This window comes from Anabaena lutea FACHB-196 (genome assembly GCF_014698305.1).
GTDB lineage: Bacteria > Cyanobacteriota > Cyanobacteriia > Cyanobacteriales > Nostocaceae > Anabaena > Anabaena lutea.
Genome location: NZ_JACJST010000003.1, coordinates 169,450 through 194,601, shown reverse-complemented (window position 1 = coordinate 194,601; position 25,152 = coordinate 169,450). Strand labels below are relative to the sequence as shown.

The following is a 25,152-nucleotide window of genomic DNA, read 5'->3' as shown; positions in this document are numbered from 1 at the left end:
TAAGATATACGTAACGCCAAACCTTTTTCCTACTACAGAAAAGGAGAAGTTTAGGTAAAAGTCTTATGTTCAAATAATACCACATACTTACCGAAGAAAGGCAGAGGGCAGAAGGCAGAAGGGAAGAATACAATTGATTCTCTGCCACTTTCTTTTCAAGCCCCTAAATTTATTGATGAAAAGAATATCTGAGATTCTTCATATCATAGCTTTAAATAAAATATTGTAAAATCAACTTACTTACGTGTATGATAAATAGTTGTTCTCAAGTATTAGGTTGATTCCGCCGCTGTCAACCTATAGTCTGTTAGCATAGGATTTGGTAAAATGCCTCTATTTTTTCTGATTCCACTATTTACTGCTTTAATAACTGGCTATTGTTGTCAAAAAAGTACGGATGAAATTGCATACATAGCGCGTGTATTTACCGCGATTAGTTTCATTTTGAGTTTAGTTTTAGCACCTTGGCAGATTCAATTGCTATTGTTGATGATTATCCTCATTGGTAGTGATAAACTTTTGCGGACAAATTAAAACAATCAGCTGTGAAAATATTAGGAATTAATCGCCCCTCTTACCAAAATGACTGTACTTTCGACACCAGAAGCGATAGTTTCAGGAATATTACCTTGAATTGCTTGTTGTAATAAGCCCTCACGAGAAGCACCTAAAACCACAACATCATAACCTTCCGTGTTGACAACATTAATTACCTCTTCGGCCACAGCATCTGCTTGTACTGATGTAGCGGTAACTGTACTGTGTAAATTGCGGTGACGCATGAGTTGACGAGTAGATGCTTCTAAAACTGTCAGATCAGGCTGCAATTCTGAGGGTTTATCTGAAGGTTTAAATACCTGCATGAGACGAATTTCAGTATCATGACCTAATGTTACTAAAGCAGGTAATAATTTAATAGCTGACTTGGAATTGGGGCCTCCAGCCATTGGTACTAGCCAGCGGTTGAAGTGGGAAGAGTCAGAAATATTACCTAACTTGACTAAGACAACATCACAGATGGCTTGTCGAATTATACTATCTACGACCGTGCCAAAAATCCGCCCAGGGGTAGAAGTGTTGCCTTTCCAACCCATAAAAATCAAATCAATGTGTCGTTCCTTAACTGTCTCTAAAATCGCTTGGGCGACATCATGGGCGACTCGAATTTGCGTATGGATGGGAATTTGCCATTTTTTCCCTAAAACTTCCGCCTGTCTCAGTAAACGGCGACTGTTTGTAGTCTTAACTTGGGTTTCGGCTGGGGAACTATGACGGGAGATGAGGATGATTTGTAAACACTCTATTTCATAATAGCGATCGCGGGCAATAGTGGCTGCCATTTGTAACAGAGTCTCTGCTGTGTCTGGGTTAGCGAGTGTTACCAATAATCTGCCTCTGCCAATATTAGGCGATCGCGTCTGGTAAACTACATAAGAAGGTTCTGGTTGTGGTCCACTAACCCCACTTTCACAATTAATATGGTCTGCTTCCGCCCGGATAATATCTGCACGGGTAATAATTCCAATCAGTTTTTGTCCTTCCACCACTGGTAAACGACTGATTTGATAACGATCAAGTAAATACAACACATCACTCAGTGTTTGCTTGGGAGTGACAGTCACCGGTTGGGGTGTCATCATTTCCCTTAAAGGAGTATCCCGACTCTGAGGAATTTTCTTTAAATCTGTTTGAGTGACAATTCCTACCAACTTGCTTTCTTCCACCACCGGAAAACCACGATGGTGAGAACGGGAAAATGCTTGAATAACTTCATCAAAAGCCATCTCTATATCCAGAGTTTCCACCCGTTCCTGCATCACATCTTGGGCTGTTAACTGAGTTAATATTCCTACTATGGGAGCATCTTTTTGAATTTTGATACCATTTAATTGTAAAAGTTTGTCGTATAGCGAACCAGGTACTACGTTATCAGCCACTAGATAGGATGTCACACAGACAATCATTAACGGTAACACCAGATTGAAATCTGTCGTCATTTCAAACACAATCACAATCGCTGTAATTGGTACTTTGGAAACAGCGCTAAAAAATCCTCCCATTCCCGCTAAAGCATAGGTAGTCGGAGAACCTAACCCCCAAAGATGAAACTCACATACCCCAATAATGTGTCCTAAACAAGAACCTAAAATTAGACTCGGTGCAAATAATCCCCCAGGTGCGCCCGAACCAAAAGCAATTAAAGTTAAGATAAACTGAGCGATGAAAGTAATTGCTGCAAAAGGAGCATTAGCATTACTAGTAATCAAATACTCCCGTAAACCAGCATTATCTCGATAAGATTCCGGAAGTAAGGCGACAATTACACCAGAAACCAAGCCAGCTAAAGCCACCCGTAGCGGTAAGCTAATGTGCAATCGACGGTAAGCTTTAATACTAAAAATCAGTCCCCGATTAAATAACCCAGCCAGCAAACCTGCTAAAACACCCAACAGCAAGAAAATCGGAATTTCTAGCACAGAGAAACTGCTAGAATAATTCATTAATTGCAGATTCAGTTGTAGACTCCCACCACCTAACCACCGGGAAACTACCCCACCAATAAAAGAGGCGATAATCGCAGTTCCTAAAGTCAGTCCTGATAAATCTTGTAGTAACTCTTCAATAATAAATAATACCCCTGCTAAAGGTGCATTGAAAGCAGCTGATAAACCCGCACCAGCACCCGCCGCAATCATTTGTCGTCGGTGTTCTGGGGAAGTAGGAACCCAACGACTCATTCCCGCTGCTAACCCTGCACCGACGTGGACGGTGGGGCCTTGCCTTCCCAAGGTAATTCCCGAACCCAAAGCAATAATCGCGCTGAGTAACTTAATAAACGCCACCCGCCAGGATAATTTAATTGGCACATTAGCGAGACTGGCTTTGACTTGGGGAATACCACTACCCGCTGCTTCTGGTGCTAACCTTTGCACCAACCAACCAGCCAAAAACCCAAAACTCATGCCAATTAAAGGTAAAGTCAGCCAAGCTGGTAAAACGTGGGTACTATGAACTCGCCATGTTCCTAACCATCCTGAACCCACTTTCAGTAATACCGCCGATAAAGCTGCGACAAGACCAATAATACAAGCTTCGGCGTTGGCGTACCCCATAGAAGATATCGCTAAACCTCTTCTAGGCTGCCAAAAATGGCGAAAGCGTTGAGTCAGCATTGTTAGCGAATTCATAAATTTTAAATTTTAAATTTTAAATTTTAAACTTTAATATTCCCAAAGTTATACAGCATTTTTCAGGGAATTAGTAATAAGTAGTCGCCCCTTAAAAATTGCATATTTAGGAGAGGGAACAGGAAACTCTTAACAGGGAATAGTATAGGAATACAGAGATTTTTATTTTTTGGCAAAATCTATAATTAATTTTGCTGAGGTACTTATCAAAACTGGATAATAACTTATCATTAAAATCTCTTTGCGTAAGAGCGTCACCCCGTCGTCCCTAATGATCAGTATTCAACCGGACATAATACGATTGACGATGCCGGAAAAATTGCAGAAATTAGGACGAAGCTGATAGCGTAGCGTATGACTCCTACGTCGTCACGCAAGCTATAGCCATATAAACCTGAAACCCCCTATTCATCAAGACTTAAAGGGATATTAGAGGTGGAAAAGGTGCAAGTAATTCAGACTTGAACGTGTTAAAAGCTATGCACTTATTAACCCGATACCCGGATTGATCACAAATGGAAATGATAAAAATACTATTCCTCATTCCTTATTCCCTATTAATTATTTTTGCCATTGATGGAAAGTCCTTCTACGATTAGAGAAGGCGTATAACAAGCACCATTCCAATCAGCATCTCCACCTAATTGAACTAATTGTTTGAGGGCTGTGTAGATGTTACCAGCGACCATTGTATCTTTAACTCTGCCAATTATTTGCCCATTTTTTACCCTATATCCTAAATCAATATTGATAGAAAAATCACCAGAAATGCCACCGCTTTCTCCTAATATTTGATCGACAATTAAGCCATCTTCCAGATCGTGAATTAAATCTTGTAAGGATGGGGAACCGGGTTGAATGAGAAAGTTAAATAAACCGGGAGTGGGATAGCTACCCAACCCAGGACGAAAACCATTACCAGTAGTGCCAATATTTAATTGTCGTCCAGTAGTGCGATCGCTATAAAAATTCCGTAAAATTCCGTTTTCAATAAACACCAAAGACTTTGTCGGATGGCCTTCATCATCAAAAGGACAGCTGTAAGGCCCTGCTTCTGGATCTTGGTAAAGAGTCAGAATAGGTGCAACCACTGGTGTACCTAACCTTTCTCCCCAAGGGGAAGACTTTTCTAATATCCGCTTACCGTTCAAAGCGGCTTGGACAGTTCCCCAAAGCATATCCGCCGCTTTGGAAGTGAACAAAACGGGAACACGACCTATTGGGGTAGAAACATTGTCTTGCGCCCAATCTAATCGTTGTAAAATTTGGTGAGCTAATTTCTCTGGATTGAGTTCTCCTCGCTGGGTTTGTCCATCGGAAATACTCAAAAAGTCATCACCTCTGACCCATTCTGCTGACATATAGCAGCTGAGAGTAGTATCACTGTAGTGACAACTCAAACCTTTACTGTTAATTAACCTGGTATTTTCTACATCACATTCCCAATCACTGCTACAGAGAACATCAGGATAGACATCACGAATCAGCGCGATCGCTTCCTTGCCCCAGTCTATCAGCACCTCAACTGGCACTGATTCCCCTAAATCAGGGTAAGAGGTATGAGAATTACTGACTAATTCTACTGGTTCTGGTTGGTTGAGTTGACTCAGAGCCAGCGCTCGCTCTACCATCACTTGCGGATCGACAGAACCATAAGCCACCATCAGTCCCGGACAACCATTTAGCCACAGCCGTAGTGCTGTACCTTCAGATTGACTGGTTTCTAGTTGTTTAAGGCGATTAGCCTCAAATAAAACTGGACGAGAAAGCGATCGCGATTGATACACTTCCGCAGCTTCAGCGCCAGATTTTAATGACAGTTCTAGCAGATGTTCGGCTAGTGTATCTTGTGACAAATTTGCAGAACCCATTTCCCTTGATGAATTGTGGATATTGGATTGTAAATCCCAGATATACGCAGTCCATTATCCCATCAGCGTGTCTTAACAGTTGTAAATTTCGTGGGAATTGGGAATGAGTGATTGGTAAGTCGTTCGTTGTTAGTTATTATTCTCAGTTCCTAACCTCATCTCCCTCATCCCCTACTTCTTCCCTGTTCCCTGTCACCTGTTCCCTGTCACCTGTTATAAATTCACCTCTTGTAGCAGCCAAAATCCCGCAAAAGTCTGAGATTGGGGATCAGACTGCACACCAATAAAATGTACCCCATTGGCTTTTTCCTTTGCTTGTGCAAAGCCTTTAGCCTCAGCTAGGAGTTGAGGAGTTCTGATATTAGCTACAATCCAGCTTTCTGTTGCGCCGGTTTCTAAAATTAATCTGTCCCCTTGCTTGGTGTCAAAGTGCAAATAAGCCATCTCTAAACCAGACATCCAACCAGCCAAAGGTAAAGCTCTAGGTGAGAAAATCAAAATACCAGGAATGCGAGCTTCAGGCGATAATTGCGCCAACTCTAGGGGGAAAGATTCACCAAAGCCAATTTCCCACTCTGGCATTTCTGCCAAATCCGCAGCTTCTAAAGTCACAAATGCCCACTGTTTACCTTCCAAAGCATCTGGTAAGCGCTGAGGTAAAGGTCTATCCAAACGCACCGAAGCATTAGTTCCCCCTTGATACCCTGGTTCCTGGGGATAAACTTCCTCACTCCGCTGTTGTAACCACTGATTAAGAACCAAAGTGCGACGACTAGATAAAGCAGGAATACCCACATCCTGACAGGCTTTAGTGATCATGTTATTCATTTGGCGGCGGAAAAAGCGAATTTTAATCGGCGCTTCCCCTGCTTTCTCAATAGCTTCCTGTAACGCCGTCCGCAACCAACCCGAATTTACCTGAGTACTGGGGCAATATTTAGCGTAGCGAAACAAAGAATCAGTTTTGGTGCGAATATCTGAAGGACTTTCACAAACTAAAACTTCCCAAACTTTTTTTTGATTTTCGTCCAAAATCGGACGGGAGTAAAAATCGAGTTCCCAAATACTGCCCATGTTTTGCGGTGAAATCTGGCGAGTTTATATTTTTCTATATTTTTACTCTACCAGTTGACTGCTTAAGTCTGTAAACAGCGCCTTAACTTTTCAGCCAAAACCGAAACATGAGGTTCGGCCATCAGAGTATCATGATTACCAGGAATATCATGAATTTCTAAGCCACCAGCAGCTAATTCCTCCCACCTTTGCAGATAACGAGCATATTCTTGAGATTGATCAACTGCTTTAAAAAATATAACTTTACCTGGATAAACTGTTGGACAATAATTTCTGTAAGCTTGTGCGATCGCATCTCTAATAGCTAAGTGGCGCAAAGAGTGCGGTAAAGGCAGATTCCTCTTTACATAGAATTGATAGACAGTTTCCGTGATTCTATCCTGAATTCGCCGATTAATTTTTTCCCAAATGACACTCACCTGCTGTTGAAGTGTCAAATTAGTCAAATTGTGGCGATTACGCTGAATCATATCCATTAAATACAACAATGTAAATTTACTGATACGAGACTTTCTTTTGACTGGAAATAAAGAATTAACAACTTTAGGGGATGAAGGTATCATTTTCGGAGGAAAAGCATCAAAAATCGTGAGTAATTCAACAGTCTCACCTTGAGCATAAAGTTGTTGCGCCATTTCATAAGCGATCACTCCTCCTGCACACCATCCTCCCAGTAAATATGGTCCATGCGGTTGAACAGTTTGTATTTCTTTAATATAGTGAGATGCCATATCTTCAATACAAGTATGAGGAGACTTTTTCCCATCTAATCCCTGTGCTTGTAAACCATAAACTGGTTGATCAGCATCTAATTTAGATAACAAATTCAGGCTGTATATCAAACCTCCATAAATAGTATGAATATAGAAAAAAGGACGTTTTGAACCATGAGGTTGAATTGGCACCAATGAAGACCAAGAACTGGTGTATCCTTCATCCCGAAGCACATTAGCTAATTGTCTAATTGTCGGAGCTTGGAAAAGAATAGTCAAAGCAATATTTTTACCAAATATTTTCTCAATTTGAGCAAATAAACGGACAGCTAAAAGTGAATGTCCTCCTACATCAAAAAAGTTATCATTTAACCCAATAGGTTGAACACCTAAAACATTTTCCCAAATTTTGGTGAGTTGCAGTTCTAAATTATCGGCTGGGGTTGTATATTTATCTTCTAATTTAAAATTATCAAATTTAGGAGCAGGTAAGGCGATTCTGTCTAATTTACCATTCACCATTAGAGGGATAAAATCCAAAACTACAACAGCTGTCGGTATCATATAATTTGGTACTTTCTTTTCCAAGAAAACTCGCATTTCCTGAGTTGAAAATTTTTGGTTTTCCTGGAGAACAACATAAGCAACCAAGCGTTTATTGCCTGGGCTATCTTCTCTGGCAATGACAACAACTTTTTCCACCGATGGATGTTGACCGAGAATTGTTTCAATTTCTCCTAGTTCAATTCGGAAGCCGCGAATCTTGACTTGATTATCTATGCGACCCAGATGCACAATCTGACCGTCTGATAAATAAATTCCTAAATCTCCAGTCTTATACATTCTGGCTTTTGGTTCATTGCTAAAGGGATTGGCAATAAACCGTTCAGCAGTTAAATCGGGTTGGTTCATATAGCCACGAGCGACACCAACACCTGCAATATATATTTCCCCTGGAACATTAACAGGTACAGGCTGTTGATAGGTATCTAGTAAATAAATCTGGGTGTTAGCAATAGGATGTCCAATGGATGGTTTGGTTTTGCTATCTTGGTACTGACCACGAGTAGCAGAGACACTCGCTTCCGTCGCTCCGTAAGAATTGAGCAGTGTCCGGCCAGGTAGCCAACGTTCTAAAACCTCAGAGGAGGAGGGTTCTCCCATGACTGTAATCACAGACAGCAAAGGAAAATTAGCATCAGGCATGGCTGCTAAAACTGAAGGAGTGGTTTTAATGTGAGTGATAGCATACTCCCGTAGCCAATAAGCTAATCTTGAACCAGGTAGGAGGTCTTCTTGTCTGGCAATATAAAGGGTTGCTCCTGCCATGAAGGTCATGAATATTTCAGATAAGGAAGTGCTAAAACTCAGAGAACCAAACAGAAGGACGCGGCTATCGGAGTTAACGCAGTAAGCTTGTAGCCTTCCTGGTGCGGCAAAACCACACAAGCTATGGTGTTCTACCATCACACCTTTGGGCTGGCCTGTAGAACCGGAGGTGTAAATAATATAGGCAAGGTTATGGCTTTTGGCGTTACTTATGGGTTTGATAGAGCTTTCTTTGTCAATTTCCTGCCAGTCCTGATCTATGTAGACTACACGCCCTTTGAAATCAGCAAAATTTTGGGCTAAATGCTTTTGAGTTAACAAAACTCCTACGCCCGTATCCTTTAACATATAGTCTAGACGAGCCTGTGGCAAAGCCGGATCGAGAGGGACATAAGCCCCACCAGCTTTGAAAATACCGAGAACGCCAACTATCATTTCTAAGGAGCGCTCAACAGCAATCCCTACCGTCACCTCTGGACTTACACCCAATTTTTGCAAGTAGTGTGCTAGTTGATTGGCACGACAATTAAGTTCCTGGTAGGTTAATTTTTGTGTTTCAAACACCACAGCTATAGTATTTGGTGTTTGTGCGGCAATGGACTCGAATAGATGATGAATGCAAGTATCCTGGGGATAAGGTGAATAGGTATTGTTCCACTCCACAAGCATTTGTTGCCGTTCAGTCGCTGTCAATAGTGGTAATTGGGCGATGCCTAGGTTGGGTGTTGGTGTAGCCTCTTGTAGGGAAGCGATCGCATCAGATGAATGAGCAACAATCCCCTCTAGTAAGGTCTGAAAATGCCCTGTCATCCTAGCAATGGTGCTACTTTCAAATAAGTCAGTATTATAAGTCCAGTTACCGATCAGGTGATCATCTGTTTCCGTTAAGCTGAGAGTTAAGTCAAACTTCGCTCCTGGGCTGTCAGTTTCTAAAAAACTCAAGCTTAGACCAGAAAGTTCTAAATCGGATTTGGGAGTATTCTGAAGAATAAACATCACCTGAAATATCGGTGAACGGCTCAAGTCCCTTGTCGGTTGTAGTTCTTCAACCAACTTCTCAAAGGGCATATCTTGATGTTCATAAGCTCCTAAACAGACTTCACGCACTCGCTTCAACAACTCTGCAAAACTGGGGTTGTCATCTAGCTGAATTCGCAAGCACAGAGTATTGATAAAAAATCCAATTAATGACTCAGTTTCTAAACGATGCCTCCCAGCAATGGGAGTACCGATGATAATATCCTCTTGTCCACTATAGCGGTAAAGTAGGGCGTAAAACGCAGCCAGCATGGTCATAAACAGGGTTACTCCCTCTTGCTGACTGAGAGTTTTCAGAGACTGAGTGAGGGATGAAGAAATTGGAAAGGATTGTCTTCTACCATGAAATCTCTGTATACTGGGGCGCGGTCTATCAGTTGGTAACTCTAGGAATGGTAACTGACCACCTAAATGCTGCTTCCAGTAATTCAATTGCGATTCTAAAACTTCCCCAGCAAGCCACTCTCTTTGCCACAGAGCAAAGTCCGCATATTGAATAGGAAGTGGTGATAATGGTGTTTCTATAGCGTCTGGAAAAGAGGGATTATCTATAGAAAAGGCTTGATACAGTGCAGCCAGTTCCCGTCGAAACACATCACTAGACCAACCATCGAAAATAATATGATGAAAATTAAATAACAGCCAATGTTCTGTTTGATTGACACGCAACAGTTTGACACGGAATAGAAAATCTTCAGCTAAATTAAAAGGTTGCTGTGCTTCTTGATCAGCGATTCTTTCAGCTTCTGCGGATCGTTGCTCATCAGGTAGAGATTGTAAATCAATGATAGGTAAATTGAAATTAATTTTGTTAATAATTACCTGAATTGGTTGTCCATCTATTGAAATAATATTGGTTCGCAGAATTTCATGACGCTGTATGATTTCACTAATACTTTGTTCCAATGCACTAATGTTCAGTACTCCCAAAAACCGCAGCGTATAAGGCATATTATAAGCAGTGCTATTGGGTTCTAATTGGTCTAAAAACCAAAGCCGCTGTTGAGCAAAGGAAAGTGGCAGATTTTCTTGTTGTTTTCTCGGTTCAATCTGTGGGACTGGTAGACTATCATTGTTGCCAATTTGTGAGGATAATTGGGCAATAGTGGGAAATTCAAATAGTAAGCGCAGTGGTATTTCTAAGTTAAAGCTTTGTCTGATACGAGATATAACTTGGGTTGCTAGTAATGAGTGTCCACCTAATTCAAAGAAGTTATCATCAATGCCGATTTTTTCTACCTTGAGTACCTGACTCCAAATATTAGCGATAATTTCTTCTCTAGGAGTTCTCGGAGCAATATAATAATTACTTTGATTAGCTGAAAAATCGGGAGCAGGAAGAGCGCGATAATCAATTTTACCATTAGTAGTTAAGGAGAAGGACTCTAACACCACAAAGGCAGAAGGAATCATGTAATCTGGTAACTTCTGTTTGAGGTATTCACGAATTTGCTGCGATATTTCCCCTTGAGTATTTTCCTTGGAATTGGGAATAATATAAGCAACTAATCTTTTATCACCAGGAATATCTTCTCTGGTAATAACTTTAGCTTCCCTCACAATAGAATGTTGGTTTAATACTGCTTCTATTTCTCCTAATTCTATTCTAAAGCCGCGAATTTTTACTTGGTTGTCAATCCGTCCTAGATATTCAATCTCACCATTAGGTAAATAGCGAGCTAAATCCCCAGTTTTATACAATCTACTCCCTGCTGTCTTATCAAACGGATTAGGAATGAATTTCTTTTGTGTTAACTCTTTGGCATTGACATAGCCTCTTGCCAATCCCGCACCCCCAATGTGCAATTCCCCAGGCATATTAATGGGAACTGGTTGCAGATATTCGTCTAAGATGTAGGTTTTGACATTAGCTATAGGACGACCAATAACTGGCTTGATCTTAGCTATTTGTATCAAACACACCGTAGTATCTACAGTGCATTCTGTAGGACCGTAAACATTATAAAAATTAATATTTTGAGCTTGTGCTAAAGTTGTCCACATAGATTCATCAATAGGTTCTCCCCCTACGAGTACATATTGAGGAGCAGCATCACTTTCCAGCAATCCTGCTGCAATCAACAGTCCCAGATGCGATGGTGTGCAGTCCAACACATCTATTTTTTGCTGCTGCAAGTAGGACAACATCGCATTTCCATCAAATCGCACCTTTTCTGGCACTATGTTCAGACTATGACCATATATCAGTTGAATAATCTGTTTAACAGAAGTGTCAAAAGTTAAAGACCCATTCAAACTGACTCGCAATGGAGAATTCTGGTGATCACAATAGATAGCTTGATGTAGGCCATTGGCAAGATTCACAACGGAGGAATGCTGAATCATTACTCCTTTTGGCTCCCCTGTAGAACCTGAAGTGTAGATTACATAAGCCAAGTTTTCAGGTTGAATTTCACAGACAGGATTTGATTCTATTGCTTGAGAGATCAAAAGCCAGTCAGTATCTAAGCAAATCATTTCTACTTGGTGTTGTGGAAGCCTTTTACTTAGATGTTTTTGGGTCAACAGCACCGCTACTTGAGCATCATCAAGCATACGGGAAATACGCTCCTGGGGATATGCAAAGTCAAGCGGTAGATAAGCTCCCCCAGCTTTGAGAATACCTAACAATCCCACAATCATTTCTAGAGAGCGTTCAACACAAATTCCTACTATCTTTTCTGATTGTACTCCTAATATTTGCAAATAATTTGCTAATTGATTTGCACGTTGATTAAGTTCTCGATAAGTAAGTTGTTCATTCTCAAACACCACTGCAACTGCATCAGGTGTTTTCTCTACCTGTTCTTCAAATAACTGATGAATGCACTTATTTTGAGGATAATCGGTCTGAGTCTGATTCCACTCAACTAATAAATGATGTCTTTCTCTTTCGGTTAGTAAAGGTAATTTCCAAATGTTTTGATCTGGAGTAACCAATATCCCAGATAATAACATTTGGAAATGCTCTATCATTCTTTCTATCGTTGAACCATCAAATAAATCTGTATTATATTCCCATTCACCTATTAATTGTCCATTTTTTTCTTCCATCAATAGAGTCAGATCAAATTTAGCAGTTTGTTTTGGTGGTTCTAAAGCTGTTAAATACAAATTTGGTAATTCTAATTCTCCTATTGGTGTATTCTGCAAAACAAACATCACTTGAAATATCGGAGTATGACTTAAATTTCTTTCTGGTTGCAGTACCTCAACTAACTGCTCAAAAGGTACATCTTGATTAGTGTATGCTTCTAAACATACTTGTTTCACTTGACTTAGTAATTCTCGAAAAATAGGATTATCACTTAAATCCGTCCGTAAAGCCAAAGTATTTACAAAAAAGCCCATCAACCCCTCAATTTCTCTGTGGTTACGTCCCGCTATTGGAGTTCCCACAATCACATCTTCTTGACCACTGTAGCGACAAAGTAAGACTTTAAATGTTGTGAGTAAAGTCATGAACAAAGTCACACCATCTTGTTGACAGAGGGATTTTATATTTGCAGTTAATTCCGGTGATAAGATGAAGGTTTTTGTGGCTCCTGCGTAGGTTTTTATTCTGGGACGAGGACGGTCTGTTGGTAATTCTAATATGGGTAAAGTCCCACCTAATTGTCTTTCCCAGTAATTTAACTGTGATTCTAAAACTTCTCCAGACAGCCACTGTCTTTGCCACAGAGTAAAGTCTGCATACTGAATTGGTAGTGGTGGTAACGCTAAAGTAACACCCTCAGAATAAGCTGTATAAAGTGCTTTTAGTTCTGCAAATAAGATACCAAAAGACCAACCATCGAAAATAATATGATGAATGTTAACTAACAATATATGCGATTCGGCATTCAATTGCAATATTTTGATGCGAAATAGAGAATTTTCAGCTAAATTAAAAGGTTTTTCTGATTCTTGTTTAGCTATTTTTTCTACTTCTAGTTTCTGTTGATACTCAGGCAAGGATTGTAAATCAATAAGGGGTAAACTAAAGGTATTTTTGGCAGTAATTACCTGTTTTGCTTGTCCGTCTATAGAAATAAAATTCGTGTGGAGTATTTCATGACGTTGAATAATTTCACTAATGCTTTTTTCTAGGATGCTGATGTTCAGTAAACCCTGAATTTGTAATCTATAAGGGATATTATAAGCGGTACTATTTGGTTCTAATTGATCTAGAAACCACAGTCGTTGTTGAGCAAAAGAAAGTGGTAGATTTTCTTGTTGTTTTCTCGGTTCTATTGCTGTTACAGCTAGGTTATTAGTTGTGCTGATTTGTGAGGATAATTGGGCTATTGTGGGTGATTCAAATAGTAACCTAAGTGGGATTTCCCTATTTAAGGTTTGTCTAATACGAGAGATTATTTGAGTGGCAATTAATGAATGTCCTCCTAATTCAAAGAAATTATCATTTATGCCAATGGTTTCTGTTTTGAGTACCTGACTCCAAATATTGACAAGAATTTCTTCTGTGGGTGTGCGTGGTGCAACATAATTATTTGCAGCAGATGAAAAATTAGGCACAGGAAGTGCGCGACTGTCAATTTTGCCGTTGGGTGTTAATGGGAAGGTTTCTAACATCACAAAGGCTGAAGGAATCATGTATTCAGGTAGTTTCTCTTTTAAATATTGACGTAGTTCAGTAGATATTTCTGATGGAGAGTTTTGGTTTGATGTAGATATAATATAAGCAACTAATCTTTTATCACCAGGAATATCTTCTCTAGTAATAACTTTAGCTTCCCTTAAATTTGGATGTTGATTTAATACTGCTTCTATTTCTCCTAATTCTATTCTAAAGCCGCGAATTTTTACTTGATTATCAATGCGACCTAAGAATTTAATATTACCATCTGGCAGGTAGCAAGCTAAGTCCCCAGTTTTATACAATTTTGTTAGCGAAGTTATTCTTAAAGAGGTATCGTCAAAAGGATTAGTAATGAATTTATCTTCTGTTAATTTCGGTTGATTTAAATAACCCTGTGCTAACCCTTCTCCACCAATATATAACTCTCCAGCTATACCGATAGGAACGGGATTTTTTTGTTGATCAAGAATATATACCTTGCGGTTTGGTAATGGACGGCCAATGGGAATATTTGTGGAAGATTTTATTGATGTATTTTCTTGAGTAACTGTAAAAGTGATTGCTGTTATGGTTGTTTCAGTTGGTCCATAAGCATTGATTAAACGTATTCTTCTGAGTGGACTATTTTGCCAGATTTTCAAACTTTCTACTGGCAATGCTTCACCACCGCAAATAACTAATCTGAGTTGATGGGGAACAATAGTAAAAGCATTTTCTGCTAAAAATAGTAACCATTGAGTGAAATAAGCTGGAGGGATATTAACAACTGTTAAATTATAATCAATTAATTTTTGATTAAATTCCCAGATAGTTAATAATTTTGTATCAACTAAGATTAAGGTTGCTCCAACTGCTAAGGTTGGTAAAATTTGCTCTAAAGAAACATCGAAACTCAGAGATGCAAATTGTAAAATGCGATCACCGGAGGTGGAACGTTCACCATTGCTTGAATTGAGTTGATAATGTGCAATGATATTCTGAGAGTGATGTGCGATCGCTTGATGGGAAGTTAAAACCCCTTTTGGTGTTCCTGTTGAACCAGATGTATAAATAACATAAGCCAGATTTTCCCCAGTTACACAACTTTGTAGATTATTTGTAGATTCTCTGGCAATTTTCTCCCAATCTGCATCTAAGCTCACAACTTGCAGGGAATTTTCTGATAACTTAGTAGCTAGAGATGCTTGAGTTAGAACAATGGAAACCTGCGAATCCTCGATCATAAATCTGAGACGTTCTTGAGGATAAACCGGATCTAGCGGTAAATAAACACCCCCAGCTTTGAGAATTCCTAATAACCCAATAATTCTAGCTAAGGATGGTTCTAAACACAATCCTACTAATTTATCGGCATTGACTCCTAATTTTTGCAGATAATTTGCTAATTGATTAGCACGTTCATTGAGTTCTTGATAAGTAAGTTGTTCATCTACAAACACTACTGCAATAGCATCTGGTGTTTTCTCTACCTGTTCCTCAAACAACAGATGAATGCATTTGTCTTGGGGATAATCTACCTCAGTCTGATTCCACTCAATTAATAATTGATGTTTTTCTCTTTCTGTAAGTAGAGGAATATCAGCAAGAGTTTTTTCAGAAAGATTAATTATATTTGTTAATAAAGTTTCTAGATGTCCTAACATTCGAGCTATGGCATCATCTGCAAATCGAGTTTGTTGATAATTAATTTTTAGTAATAAATCTGATTCTGCATCAACAGATAATATCAATGGATATTCAAAACATTCTAATTTTTCATAGTTTCCAAATATTACCAGCATCTCAAATAATGGTAATTCTGGGGAAATTTCACTATATTGTCGAATTTGTTCTAGAGGAATATATTCATAGTCTGTCAAAGTAGACCATTGTTTCTGTATATTTTTCAACCACGATAAAACTGAGACATCAGCTTCAACGGAAACTCGCACAGGTACAATATTAAAATCAGGTTCTTCAGTAGTTGAACCAAACAGAATATCTGTTTCTCTCGTATAGTGACTCAAAAGTAAAGCCACTGCGGCTTGAATGAGAGTATGAAGGCTTAATTTATTGTTTTTACCAAAAGTAATCAAATCCGAAGTTTTACTGTTTGACAGGCGAATTTCTTGGGTTTTACGGGCTGGGTGGGATGAGGAATCAGGTGACAGCGCAGGTAATGTAACAGGGGCTGTAAAACCGCGCAAGAAACCACGCCAAAATCTTTCAATATTTGAGCAGGACTTAAAAGAGGTATCTTCTATATTTTTCATAATTAAGCTAATTTTTTACTAAATTAATACTTTGGGCAGATTTTTTTAATTGCCCATAACAAAGATAATGATTGTGGGAAACCCCTGCCAAAATTTGAGTTTAGCAGGGGAATCTTTAGTTCAAGCAGAAAGCACTATCGCCGAAATTGCTATTGCTAGTGATTTATGGGTTTCCTCCGTAGAAAACATTATCTGCAAGACCCAAACCATTGTTGTAATTATCCAGGTTGGTATTAATTACACTACCAGACTCTAAAGGATAGAGAACATTGGTGTTGGTGTTATAAGGACTTGGTAAATTGGAGGCACTAGAAATACCTAGATTCCAGTAGCTATTAGCAAGCTGAGGGCTACTGACACTGCTGCCAGTCATTTGATAAATTGCGCCATCACCTTTCTTATCACCATTTTCGTCTGGAGTGAAGCCTTGTAACCAGTTGATGCCTTCGTTGATATAGTATCGTTCATCCTTATCAGTTGGATTGGCGGTGTCAATGGGGTTGCCAGCGAGATAATTCAACCAACCAGCAACCAAGGAACGACCAAGATCGTAACGCTTATCTCCATTGGGGTGGGCTGAGGCATCAACCATCTGGAGTGCTTGGGCGCGGGTGTAGAAGAGAGTATCTTCACCTGCATCAGTTTTGCCATTGCGGTTGAAGTCACCGATGAGTAAGCCTATGTCGTACTGTCCGCTCACTGGATCAAGAACTTTTCCAGGCTGTGCGGAGTTGGTATAAGGCGCGAATAGAAGATCGCTCTTAGCGAAATTGGGCTGTGTTTTTTGTGCTGGTTCGTTGCCTTGGATACCATCCCAGAACTTCTGCCACTCTGTGTTTTGCCAGAATCCGGGAGTACGCACACCAGGGGCTGATGGGACAGTTGGAGCAGCAGTCACTGTGTCAGTATCGGTAGCGCTGTTATTGCTGGTGTTGGTGTCAGTGAAACCAGTCGGAGCCGTTACTGTGGCAGTGTTAGTCAGAGAAACGGTTGCTGGTGCAACAGGTTTCTGAATATCTAAATAGCGAATCTTGAAGTTATCGTTTGTATCATCTGTCTTAGCGGCGATAACTAAAGTGTTACCCAGGTAATTACCAGCATTGATATCTGCCCAGCGATCGCTGCCACTACCTAAGTTAACTTCGGTGAACCCAAAGCTATTGAGAACAGAGTCGCTTAAAGTCGTGATGGTATTGTTAAAGTTACCAATCCAGACAGATGTATCACTGTCGGTAACGACGTATTGCAGGTAAGCGCTATCAACAACAACCGCTTCCGAGAATTGGAATAGGACGTAGTTATCTCTGCCACCGCCGTTATCAACGCGATGATAACTAGTGCTTTCGCTGCTATCGGTAACACCTAAGCCACCAGTATAGCTACCCAGATAAGCCTTACTCCAAGCTCCATTTGTGCCATCTACACGGCTAAAGGCACGTGCTGTAACGGTAATATCATCCTTCGTGAAGGTTCGAGTATTTCCATCTGTGCCATCGGACGAACTATTGCCATTGAAGTCAAATCTAGTGTCTGTATAAGTGGGGGTAGAGGATACAGCGTTGGCGGCTACTGTACCGTTAACTGTGTAAGTGATGCTACTACCACCAGTCAGGGTCACATAATCGTTGATGCTGCCTGTTCCACTGGTTTCGTTGCCTGTAGCGCCTCCACTGGCTACGCTAGTCCAAGTGACGTTTGTCAGCAGAGCGGGCATTGCATCGGTCACTAGGGCGTTGGTAGCGGTGATGAAACCATTGTTGCTGACAACGATGGTGTAGGTTAGCTGCTGTCCGGCAGTTACTGTCGTCAAACCGTTGGTTTTGGTAATCGACAAGTCGCCGATATTTTTGATGAGTCCAGCATCAATGGTGAGGTTATCAGTTGTACCGACTAAGAATTGTGCCGTTGTGCCGTTGGCATTGACAACATCACTATCAGCCCCATCGTTACCTACGTTGGCGGTAGTGAATCCACTGAAGCCAGTGGGTTGGACGAATTGAACGCTGTAGGTGCTATTGGTGTTGACATTGAATTGATAGAAACCATTGGTATCGGTGGTTGTTGTCCCGACTTGAGTACCTGCTTGGTTAAAGAGATTAACAGCTACACCGGCAACACCAGCTTCACCCGTCTCTTGGATACCATTGGCATTCGTATCGTACCAAACGCGATCGCCAATTCTCACCGTGGCAGAAGCAACAATCGTGTCAGTATCGGTGGCACTGTTGTTGTTGGAATTGGTATCTGTGAAACCAGTTGGAGCAGTGATAGTGGCAGTGTTAACAAGAGAGCCACCGGTCTGAGTCGTTGCTTTGAGAATATCAAGAGACTTGAGCTTAAATTCATCGTTCGTGTCGCCAACTTTAGCAGCGATTACCACAGCGTTACCGACAATGTTGCTGGCATTGATATCCGCATTGCGATCGCTACTACCACCTAAGTTGATTTCAGTAAAACCGAAGCTGCTGAGAACCGAACTATTTAAAGTCAGGTGATTGGTATAAGGATTGTTGAAGTTGCCAATCCATACAGAGATATCACTATCTCCAACCACATAAGATAATGCCGCCTTGTCAATCACCACTGACTCAGAGAATTCCAGCAGAACGTAGTTGTTACGACCATCATTATCAATGTGGTGGGTGCCATTACTACCATTTTCACTGCCATCTGTTACCCCTAAACCGTAGCTACCGTAAAGACCTAAATAGGCTGTATTCCAAGTTCCTGTACTGGTGCTACTAAAAGCACTAGCATTGACGGAAATACCATTAGCAGAGAAATTACGGATGTTGCCAGCAGTACCATTGAGCGCACTGCTAGAGTTACTGGTCAAGTTGATGGTGGTAGGCGTGTTGTAGACCGGAGTCAAGGCATTGGGCGCTACCGTCCCTGTGACTGTATAAGTAATGCTGCTACCACCTGTCAGAGTCACATAATCGTTAATGCTGCCTGTACCACTAGTTTGATTATCCGTTGCCCCACCAGTAGCCACGCTTGTCCAAGTGACATTGGTCAGATTGCTGGGTATGATATCGCTCACCAGGGCATTGGTAGCAGTTATCAGACCATTGTTTTGAGCCACAATGGTGTAAGTTATCTGCTGTCCGGGGCTTACTGTCGTCAAACCGTTGGTTTTGGTAATCGACAAATCACCGGCATTTTGATAAATCCCTGCATCCAAAGTGGTGTTATTTTCACCAGAAGCAAGAGTGACAATCTGGGTTTTGCCAGTGCTGGTATTAGCATCGGAATCTAAAGCATCATCAGTACCTGCATTAGCTTGAGTAAACTGATATCCTGTAGGTAAGTTAGAGAATTGAACTTGATATTCTTGACCAGGTGTGAGTCCAGCGAAGTTGTACTTGCCACTAGTATTGGTAGTTGTGGTGATAGTGGTGTTGTCCGCAGTAGTGCTAATCAGTCTATCTGCTCCCCCACTAATCAGAGTCACAGTTACACCTGCTATTCCTGCTTCTGATGCCTCTTGAATGCCGTTGTTGTTGACATCGTTGAATACGAAATTTCCTAATGAAGCTGTTTTGTAGAAGCCTGCATCAACTGTGGTGTCATTTTCTCCAGGAGACAGGTTCACAACTCCAGTGGTTAAGTTACTAGCCGCATCACTATCAACGCTATCATCACCACCAACATTGCTCGGACTTACAGCGTTAAAGCCAGTAGGTTGAACAAACTGAACTTTGTAGTCTCCTGGTTGCAGATTTGTGAAGGAATACAAGCCATCACCGTCTGTAGTGGTGGTAGCAATGACATTACCTGCTGTATTCAACAGCTTGACACTAGCGTTAGCAATGCCTTGTTCCCCTGCATCTTGAATGCCATTAGCATTTAGATCATGGAAAACTTTGTCTCCCAAGCTGGCTAGTTGTACCAAACCTGCATCTAATGTGCCGTTGTATTCTCCACTTGTCAGAGTAACAGTTTGGGTTAAGCCTGTGCTGGGGTTGGCATCACTATCAACAGCATCATTTCCACCTTGGTTAGCTGCGGTGAAACTGTAGCCTGTTGGTGATGTGAATTTAACTTGGTAGTCTCCGGGGGTTAAGCCTGTGAAGGTGTAAGCACCAGCCCCATTTGTTGTGGTTGTACCAATGACACTGCCATTTACAGGGTTGATTAACTCGACTGTGACTCCACCTATTCCTGTTTCACCTGCATCTTGGATGCCGTTGTTGTTACCATCGTTGAATACGAAGTCTCCCAGTGAAGCTGTCTTGTAGAAGCCTGAATCAACTGTGGTGTCATTTTCTCCAGGAGACAGGTTGACGATATCGGAGATGAGTCCATCACTATCAACGCTATCATCACCACCAACATTGCTCGGACTTACAGCGTTAAAGCCAGTAGGTTGAACAAACTGAACTTTGTAGTCTCCTGGTTGCAGGTTTGTGAATGAGTAGAGTCCGTTACCGTCTGTAGTTGTGGTGGTAATTACGTTACCTGCTGTATCCAACAGCTTGACACTAGCGTTAGCAATGCCTTGTTCCCCTGCATCTTGGATGCCATTAGCATTTAGATCATGGAAAACTTTGTCTCCCAAGCTGGCTAGTTGTACCAAACCTGCATCTAATGTGCCGTTGTATTCTCCACTGCTCAGAGTGACTGTTTGGGTTAAGCCTGTGCTGGTGTTGGCATCAGAATCTACAGTATCGTCTCCACCTTGGTAAGCTGTGCTGAAGACATAACCTGTTGGAGATGTGAATTTAACTTGGTAGTCTCCGGGGGTTAAGCCACTAAATTGATAGCCACCATTATCATCGGTGATGACACTGGCAATGACACTGCCATCTGCGGGGTTAATTAACTCGACTGTGACTCCACCAACTCCTGCTTCACCTGCATCTTGGATGCCGTTGTTGTTGCCATCGTTGAATACGAAGTCTCCCAGTGAAGCTGTCTTGTAGAAGCCTGCATCAACTGTGGTGTCATTTTCTCCAGGAGACAGGTTGACGACATCCGAGATGAGTCCATCGCTATCAACGCTATCATCACCACCAATATTGCTAGGACTTACACCATTAAAGCCATCGGGTTGAACAAACTGAACTTTGTAATCCCCTGGTTGCAGGTTTGTGAAGGAATACAAGCCATCACCGTCTGTAGTGGTGGTAGCAATGACATTACCTGCTGTATCTAACAGCTTGACACTAGCGTTAGCAATGCCTTGTTCCCATGCATCTTGAATGCCGTTGGCGTTGCTATCTTCAAAGACAAAATCACCCAAGCTGGCTAGTTGTACCAAACCTGCATCTAATGTGCCGTTGTATTCTCCACTTGTCAGGGTGACTGTTTGAGTCAAGCCTGTGCTGGTGTTGGCATCAGAATCTACAGTATCGTCTCCACCTTGGTTCGCTGTGCTGAAGACATAACCTGTTGGTGATGTGAATTTAACTTGGTAGTCTCCGGGGGTTAAGCCTGTGAAGGTGTAAGCACCAGTTTCATCTGTTGTGGTTGTTGCAATAACACTGCCATCTGCGGGGTTGATTAACTCGACGGTGACTTCACCAATTCCTGCTTCACCTGCATCTTGGATGCCGTTGTTGTTGCCATCGTTGAATACGAAGTCTCCCAGTGAAGCTGTTTTGTAGAAGCCTGCATCAACTGTGGTGTCATTTTCTCCAGGAGACAGGTTGACGACATCGGAGATGAGTCCATCACTATCAACGCTATCATCACCACCAACATTGCTCGGACTTACACCGTTAAAACCAGTGGGTTGAACAAACTGAACTTTGTAGTCTCCTGGTTGCAGGTTTGTGAATGAGTAGAGTCCGTTACCGTCTGTAGTTGTGGTGGTAATGACATTACCTGCTGTATCTAACAGCTTGACACTAGCGTTAGCAATGCCTTGTTCCCCTGCATCTTGAATGCCATTAGCATTTAGATCATGGAAAACTTTGTCTCCCAAGCTGGCTAGTTGGACTAAACCTGCGTCTAATGTGCCGTTGTATTCTCCACTTGTCAGGGTGACTGTTTGGGTTAAGCCTGTGCTGGTGTTGGCATCGCTATCTTTGCTGTCATCTCCCACATTCGCTGTGCTGAAGACATAACCTGTTGGAGATGTAAATTTAACTTGGTAGTTTCCAGGGGTTAAGCCTGTGAAGGTGTAAGCACCAGCCCCATTGGTTGTGGTTGTACCAATGACACTGCCATTTGCGGGGTTGATTAACTCGACTGTGACTCCACCAATTCCTGCTTCACCTGCATCTTGAATGCCGTTGTTGTTGCCATCGTTGAATACAAAGTCTCCCAGTGAGGCATACTTATAGAAGCCTGCATCAATGGTTTGGTTGAATTCTCCAGCGTTTAAAATGACCACATTGGACACTAAACCGTCGGAATCTTTTGTCTGACTGCCTCCTTGTTGCCGAGGACTTACCGCATCAAATCCAGTAGGAGTAGCGAATTGTACCTGATAGCTTAAACCTGGGGTCAACCCTTTGAATTCATATAAACCACCTGCACCAGTAGTGGTGGTTGCTAAAATTTCATTATTTTCGATGATTCCATTGCTATTGCTGTCCCGTGTCAAATTGACGGTGACTCCTGCAATTCCTGATTCACCTGCATCTTGGATGCCATTGGCGTTGAGGTCGTGCCATACCAAGTCACCCAGTTTTGCTGCTCTGACTTGAGCTATCAGTGGCTGCTTGGGTGTCACCGAGCCATTACTATTAACTACAAACGGGTCAAAAATGACTCCAATAAATTGATTGGTGTCAGGAACAAAGTTTTCACCGTTTGCCTTAGCCAGATTGACGATAGAATTAACATCGCTGGCAACTACAGACCCGTTTCTTGTTAGATCTGAACCACTGGAATTATAGGTGTCACCCAGTAATGTCCAAATGGCTGCCTGAATTTCACCATAGTTATATTGAGGATTAGCCGTAAAGTTTTGGTTAATTATCCAGTTCACCAAATCTAAATTATACAGGTTGCCTATCCTTGCAGGCGTTCCCAATGTTGCCAATGGAGCTAGTTCATAGCTGGAATAGACATTAGCTGTATAAGTGGCATTAGCGTCAATGGGAGTAGCACTATCAAGACACCAAGCATCAATAACACCTAGTTGGTTGAAATAAGTGTAAGTATTATCTGTGCCAACACCAGTAACTGATACTACATCCTTGTAGCTAGGTGTATTCTGTGGTCCGCCGGCAGGGGTAACTGTGATTTTTACTTGAGGTCGTGACATAATTTTTTACACTCGATAAATTAAATCAATCTGGTCGCTAATACGGCAACTTGCAATCAACCCTGCCACAAATAGAAATGACAAAAATCAGTATCAAACTTCATTCTGCAATTAATTTTTGTAGCGGTTTTGATCTCAAACTGCTGTAAAATCAGGATTCACATCGGCTCTAAAATAGAGCTATTTCCTTTTGAATTGTTCAAATTTCTATTTATATAGAGTAACTTATATGACTGCATCAATTTTTAAAGCTTGGGCAAAGTTACACAAAAAGCCATAAAGTTATAGTAAAATAATATCCATTAGCACAATGTAGGGCATCAGAGATTTCACTTAATTCCCTTAAAATAAACTTAGTCTTGTGGGGGAGAAGTTTAGTGTACTTAACACATTGATAAATCAGGTTTTTATTGAAGCGTTAGCAGACATAATTTTATGCACAAAACAGCGAATCAAAAGCTATCTTATTTAGTTTTAAATCAGAGTCTATACCTATAAGATTGGTGATAATAGACCCATTAAATGTTGCTGGTTGATGATATATCAGATCCGTGTTTAGATAGAGTGTCACGATAGTACTGTTAAAAATATTAGTATCTTTAAATATAAATTTTCCTAATGAAGCTGTTTTATACAAGCTTGCATCAACTATGATGTCATTCTCTCCTAGAGACAGGTTGATAACTCCAATGGTTAAGTTAGCTGCCGGCTATCAATGGCATCATTCGCACTAACATTAGCGGAACTTACACCGTTCAAGTCATTAGACATCTCCAGTTAAAAAATTAAATATGCGTTATCTAGAACCCTTGTAGGGATGTTTCCTGGAACGGTTCTACATTCTTTTTCACCAGATGTCTAAACAACTGACTACTAACTTTCACCTATCACTCATTACTCATCACTGGCTCTAATTGTCCCACTTCAATGGACAAATGCTGATCCATCCAAGTCTCCAAATCAGTCAGCACTTGATGATAATTGATGTCACAGTGTAAATCATGATAGGCTCCCGGATACTCAATACGTTGCTTATCTGGGTAAGTCACTCGCTGGTAGAACAGTTCACTTCCCCCAGGTAACGCTACTCTGTCCGCACCACCATGTAAAATTAACAGAGGTACTTGCCATTCTGCCGCATGAGCATGAATCCAAGCTAGTGTATTAAAAAACTCTGTAGAAAACCGGGCTGTGGCACGGGTATGGCGTAACTTATCTTGAGTGTAGCTGGTCAAAATCTCCTCATTTCGTGAACCAGCAGTTGTGTCTAGTCCGGTATTTAAGGAAAAACGCGGCCACACCCGCGAGAGCATTTTTCCTAAAAGTATTCGTATCGGTGATACTCCCACCTCTCCAATACTTGGTGCAGATACAATCACACCTTGCAATGCAGATGCGTCCTGTGGATAGCGCAGTGTGTAGTCTAAGACTATCATTCCACCCATGCTATGACCAAAAAGGAAAATTGGGCATCCTGGTTGCTGCTTTTGTATCATCTCTAAGAAGGCTCGGACATCATCACGAAACTCAGCCCAGGTATTGATGTAACCTCTTTGACCGGGTGAGCGTCCATGACCACGCAAATCTAAGCCATAAACAGCATATTGCTTAGGTAACAAATGCTCAACTATATTTTTATATAGACCGCTGTGTCCTCCTAGTCCATGTACTAGTACTAGTATCGCCCTTACCTTACCCTCTGGATTCCAGTTTTGGTAATACAGATCAAGTCCCCCAACACCTTTAAACGTGCCGACGCTGTGGTAAATCATATGTTAATTTTTTACGTTTTTTCCCAGCAAGCTATTAGCCTATCTATCAAGGTACATTGTAAGGAAAATTGCTGCTAACTGTGGGAGGAATTACAGATAATTTGCGTTTTTGGGACT

7 protein-coding genes are annotated in these 25,152 nt (G+C 41.2%); 1 reads left to right on the top strand and 6 read right to left on the bottom strand.

Annotation, left to right across the window (positions count from 1 at the left end):
* Positions 1 to 327 precede the first annotated feature (327 nt).
* Complete coding sequence (locus H6G59_RS05215) at positions 328 to 534, top strand: hypothetical protein (RefSeq protein WP_127052628.1); 207 nt, start codon at positions 328 to 330, stop codon at positions 532 to 534.
* 20 nt (positions 535 to 554) lie between these two features.
* On the opposite strand, the gene H6G59_RS05210 is transcribed toward H6G59_RS05215, so the two are convergent.
* The 6 genes from H6G59_RS05210 to H6G59_RS05185 all read right to left on the bottom strand — a co-directional run bounded on the left by H6G59_RS05210 (position 555) and on the right by H6G59_RS05185 (position 25,035).
* On the bottom strand, positions 555 to 3,188 hold the full coding sequence (locus H6G59_RS05210; RefSeq protein ID WP_242038790.1) for a chloride channel protein: 2,634 nt from the start codon (positions 3,186 to 3,188) through the stop codon (positions 555 to 557).
* Positions 3,189 to 3,745: 557 nt separating this feature from the next.
* Entirely contained in the window at positions 3,746 to 5,059 is a 1,314-nt protein-coding gene (locus H6G59_RS05205) for a TldD/PmbA family protein (RefSeq protein WP_190712102.1), read from the bottom strand.
* 213 nt (positions 5,060 to 5,272) lie between these two features.
* Positions 5,273 to 6,133 (bottom strand): Tab2/Atab2 family RNA-binding protein, encoded by an 861-nt coding sequence (locus H6G59_RS05200; RefSeq protein ID WP_190712100.1) that lies wholly within the window; start codon positions 6,131 to 6,133, stop codon positions 5,273 to 5,275.
* A gap of 62 nt (positions 6,134 to 6,195) precedes the next feature.
* Positions 6,196 to 16,044: a non-ribosomal peptide synthetase gene (locus H6G59_RS05195; protein WP_190712098.1), complete on the bottom strand. Its 9,849-nt coding sequence runs from the start codon at positions 16,042 to 16,044 to the stop codon at positions 6,196 to 6,198.
* Between the two features lie 163 nt (positions 16,045 to 16,207).
* Positions 16,208 to 23,263: an SdrD B-like domain-containing protein gene (locus H6G59_RS05190; RefSeq protein WP_190712096.1), complete on the bottom strand. Its 7,056-nt coding sequence runs from the start codon at positions 23,261 to 23,263 to the stop codon at positions 16,208 to 16,210.
* 887 nt (positions 23,264 to 24,150) lie between these two features.
* Entirely contained in the window at positions 24,151 to 25,035 is an 885-nt protein-coding gene (locus H6G59_RS05185) for an alpha/beta hydrolase (RefSeq protein ID WP_190712094.1), read from the bottom strand.
* Between the last annotated feature and the right edge of the window lie 117 nt (positions 25,036 to 25,152).

Excerpts from the sequence above, each read along its gene's own strand:
- H6G59_RS05215 (WP_127052628.1), top strand. The coding sequence starts at position 328 with ATGCCTCTATTTTTTCTGATTCCACTATTTACTGCTTTAATAACTGGC.
- H6G59_RS05210 (WP_242038790.1), bottom strand. The coding sequence starts at position 3,188 with ATGAATTCGCTAACAATGCTGACTCAACGCTTTCGCCATTTTTGGCAG.
- H6G59_RS05205 (WP_190712102.1), bottom strand. The coding sequence starts at position 5,059 with ATGGGTTCTGCAAATTTGTCACAAGATACACTAGCCGAACATCTGCTA.
- H6G59_RS05195 (WP_190712098.1), bottom strand. The coding sequence starts at position 16,044 with ATGAAAAATATAGAAGATACCTCTTTTAAGTCCTGCTCAAATATTGAA.
- H6G59_RS05190 (WP_190712096.1), bottom strand. The coding sequence starts at position 23,263 with ATGTCACGACCTCAAGTAAAAATCACAGTTACCCCTGCCGGCGGACCA.
- H6G59_RS05185 (WP_190712094.1), bottom strand. The coding sequence starts at position 25,035 with ATGATTTACCACAGCGTCGGCACGTTTAAAGGTGTTGGGGGACTTGAT.
- H6G59_RS05200 (WP_190712100.1), bottom strand. The coding sequence starts at position 6,133 with ATGGGCAGTATTTGGGAACTCGATTTTTACTCCCGTCCGATTTTGGAC.